Source organism: Flavobacterium aquidurense, from assembly GCF_031458035.1.
GTDB lineage: Bacteria > Bacteroidota > Bacteroidia > Flavobacteriales > Flavobacteriaceae > Flavobacterium > Flavobacterium aquidurense_C.
Genome location: NZ_JAVDXR010000023.1, coordinates 1 through 2,825, shown reverse-complemented (window position 1 = coordinate 2,825; position 2,825 = coordinate 1). Strand labels below are relative to the sequence as shown.

Below are 2,825 nucleotides of genomic sequence, written 5' to 3'. Positions count from 1 at the left end.
GCATTGCCATCAGGATATACATTGGTAAGCGCAACTCCAAGCAAAGGAACCTGGTCATCACCAAACTGGACCATAGGCAGTTTGGCAAACGGAGCAAACGCAACCTTAACAGTGATTGCTACCGTTAAAGCTACCGGAGTGTATGCCAACACGGCTACAATCACGGGAATCGAAACAGACCCTACACCAGCAAATAATACCGCTACAAGTACACCAGTGCCAGTAGCAAGTGCAGATTTACGAGTTGTTAAAACGGTTGATAACGCTACCCCGTCAGTGGGAAGCAACGTTACTTTTACCATAACAGCAAGCAATAACGGACCAAGCGATGCTACAGGAGTAAGTGTTGCAGATGCATTGCCATCAGGTTATACATTGGTAAGCGCAACTCCAAGCAAAGGAACCTGGTCATCACCAAACTGGACCATAGGCAATTTGGCAAACGGGGCAAACGCAACTTTAACAGTGATTGCCACCGTTAAAGCCACCGGATCGTATGCCAACACGGCTACAATCACGGGGACCGAGCCAGATCCTACACCGGGAAATAACACAAGTACAAGTACACCGGGATCAGTGGCAAGTGCAGATTTGGCAGTAACCAAAACTGTTAGTAACTCGACACCGTCAGTGGGAACAAACGTTACTTTTACCATAACAGCCAGCAATAACGGACCAAGCGATGCCACGGGAGTAAGCATTGCCGATGCATTGCCATCAGGATATACATTGGTAAGCGCGATTCCAAACAAAGGAAGCTGGAGCGCACCAAACTGGACCATAGGCAGTTTGGCAAACGGAGCAAACGCAACTTTAACAGTGATTGCCACCGTTAAAGCCACCGGATCGTATGCCAACACGGCTACAATCACGGGAACAGAGCCAGACCCTACACCAGCAAACAATACCGCGACAAGTACACCAGTGCCAGTGGCAAGTACCGATTTACGAGTTGTTAAAACGGTTGATAACGCTACCCCGTCAGTGGGAACAAACGTTACTTTTACCATAACGGCAAGCAATAACGGACCAAGCGATGCCACGGGCGTAAGCATTGCAGATGCATTGCCATCAGGATATACATTAGTAAGCGCAACTCCAAGCAAAGGAACCTGGTCATCACCAAACTGGACCATAGGCAGTTTGGCAAACGGGGCAAACGCAACTTTAACAGTGATTGCTACGGTTAAAGCTACCGGAGTGTATGCCAACACGGCTACAATCACGGGAACCGAGCCAGACCCTACACCGGGAAATAACACAAGTACAAGTACACCGGGATCAGTGGCAAGTGCAGATTTGGCAGTTACCAAAACTGTTAGTAACTCGGCACCGTCAGTGGGAACCAACGTTACTTTTACCATAACGGCTAGCAATAACGGACCAAGCGATGCCACGGGAGTAAGTATTGCCGATGCATTGCCATCAGGATATACATTAGTAAGCGCGACTCCAAGCAAAGGAACCTGGTCATCACCAAACTGGACCATAGGCAGTTTGGCAAACGGGGCAAACGCAACTTTAACAGTGATTGCCACCGTTAAAGCCACCGGATCGTATGCCAACACGGCTACAATCACCGGAACCGAGCCAGACCCTACACCAGCAAACAATACCGCTACAAGTACACCAGTGCCAGTGGCAAGTACGGATTTACGAGTTGTTAAAACGGTTGATAACGCTACCCCGTCAGTGGGAACCAACGTTACTTTTACCATAACGGCAAGCAATAACGGACCAAGCGATGCCACGGGAGTAAGTGTTGCAGATGCATTGCCATCAGGATATACATTGGTAAGCGCGAATCCAAACAAAGGAACCTGGTCATCACCAAACTGGACCATAGGCAGTTTGGCAAACGGAGCCAACGCAACCTTAACGGTGATTGCCACCGTTAAAGCCACCGGATCGTATGCCAACACGGCAACAATCACAGGAACAGAGCCAGACCCTACACCAGCAAACAATACCGCTACAAGTACACCAGTGCCAGTAGCAAGTACGGATTTACGAGTTGTTAAAACGGTTGATAACGCTACCCCGTCAGTGGGAACAAACGTCACTTTTACCATAACGGCAAGCAATAACGGACCAAGTGATGCCACTGGAGTAAGCATTGCAGATGCATTGCCATCAGGATATACATTGGTAAGCGCAACTCCAAGCAAAGGAACCTGGTCATCACCAAACTGGACCATAGGCAGTTTGGCAAACGGAGCAAACGCAACCTTAACAGTGGTTGCTACGGTTAAAGCCACCGGATCGTATGCCAACACGGCAACAATCACAGGAACAGAGCCAGACCCTACATCGGGAAATAACACAAGTACAAGTACACCATCAGTAATAGATGCAATAGTTGATACATTCCCAACGCAAAAACCAAGTACTACAGTGCCGACAACAGTTGGAAATGTAACTACGAACGATACGTTGAACGGAGTTCCAGTAACAGCTGATAATACGGATGTAACACCGATAACAGAAGGACCATTGAGTATTGATGACAAAGGAATATTGACACTTGCGCCAAATACCCCATCGGGAAGTTACCCTATCACATACACAATATGCGAGGTTAACCCAGCGACAGGATTGGCAGTTACACCTGGAAATTGTGATTCAGTAACCGATACGGTTGTAGTGTTGAATCCAATTGATGCAGTTGTGGATACATTCCCAACGCAAAAACCAGGCACTACATTGCCAACCACAGTTGGTAATGTTACGACAAACGACACTTTGAACGGAGTTCCGGTAACAGCTGACAATACAGATGTAACTCCGGTAACAAACGGGCCATTAAGTATTGATGACAAAGGAGT

Annotated in this window: 1 pseudogene; it reads left to right on the top strand. The window is 47.8% G+C overall.

Features of this window, described 5'->3' with window-relative positions:
• Positions 1-2,825 (top strand): annotated as a pseudogene (locus tag J2X17_RS18995) (DUF11 domain-containing protein); the annotation flags it as partial.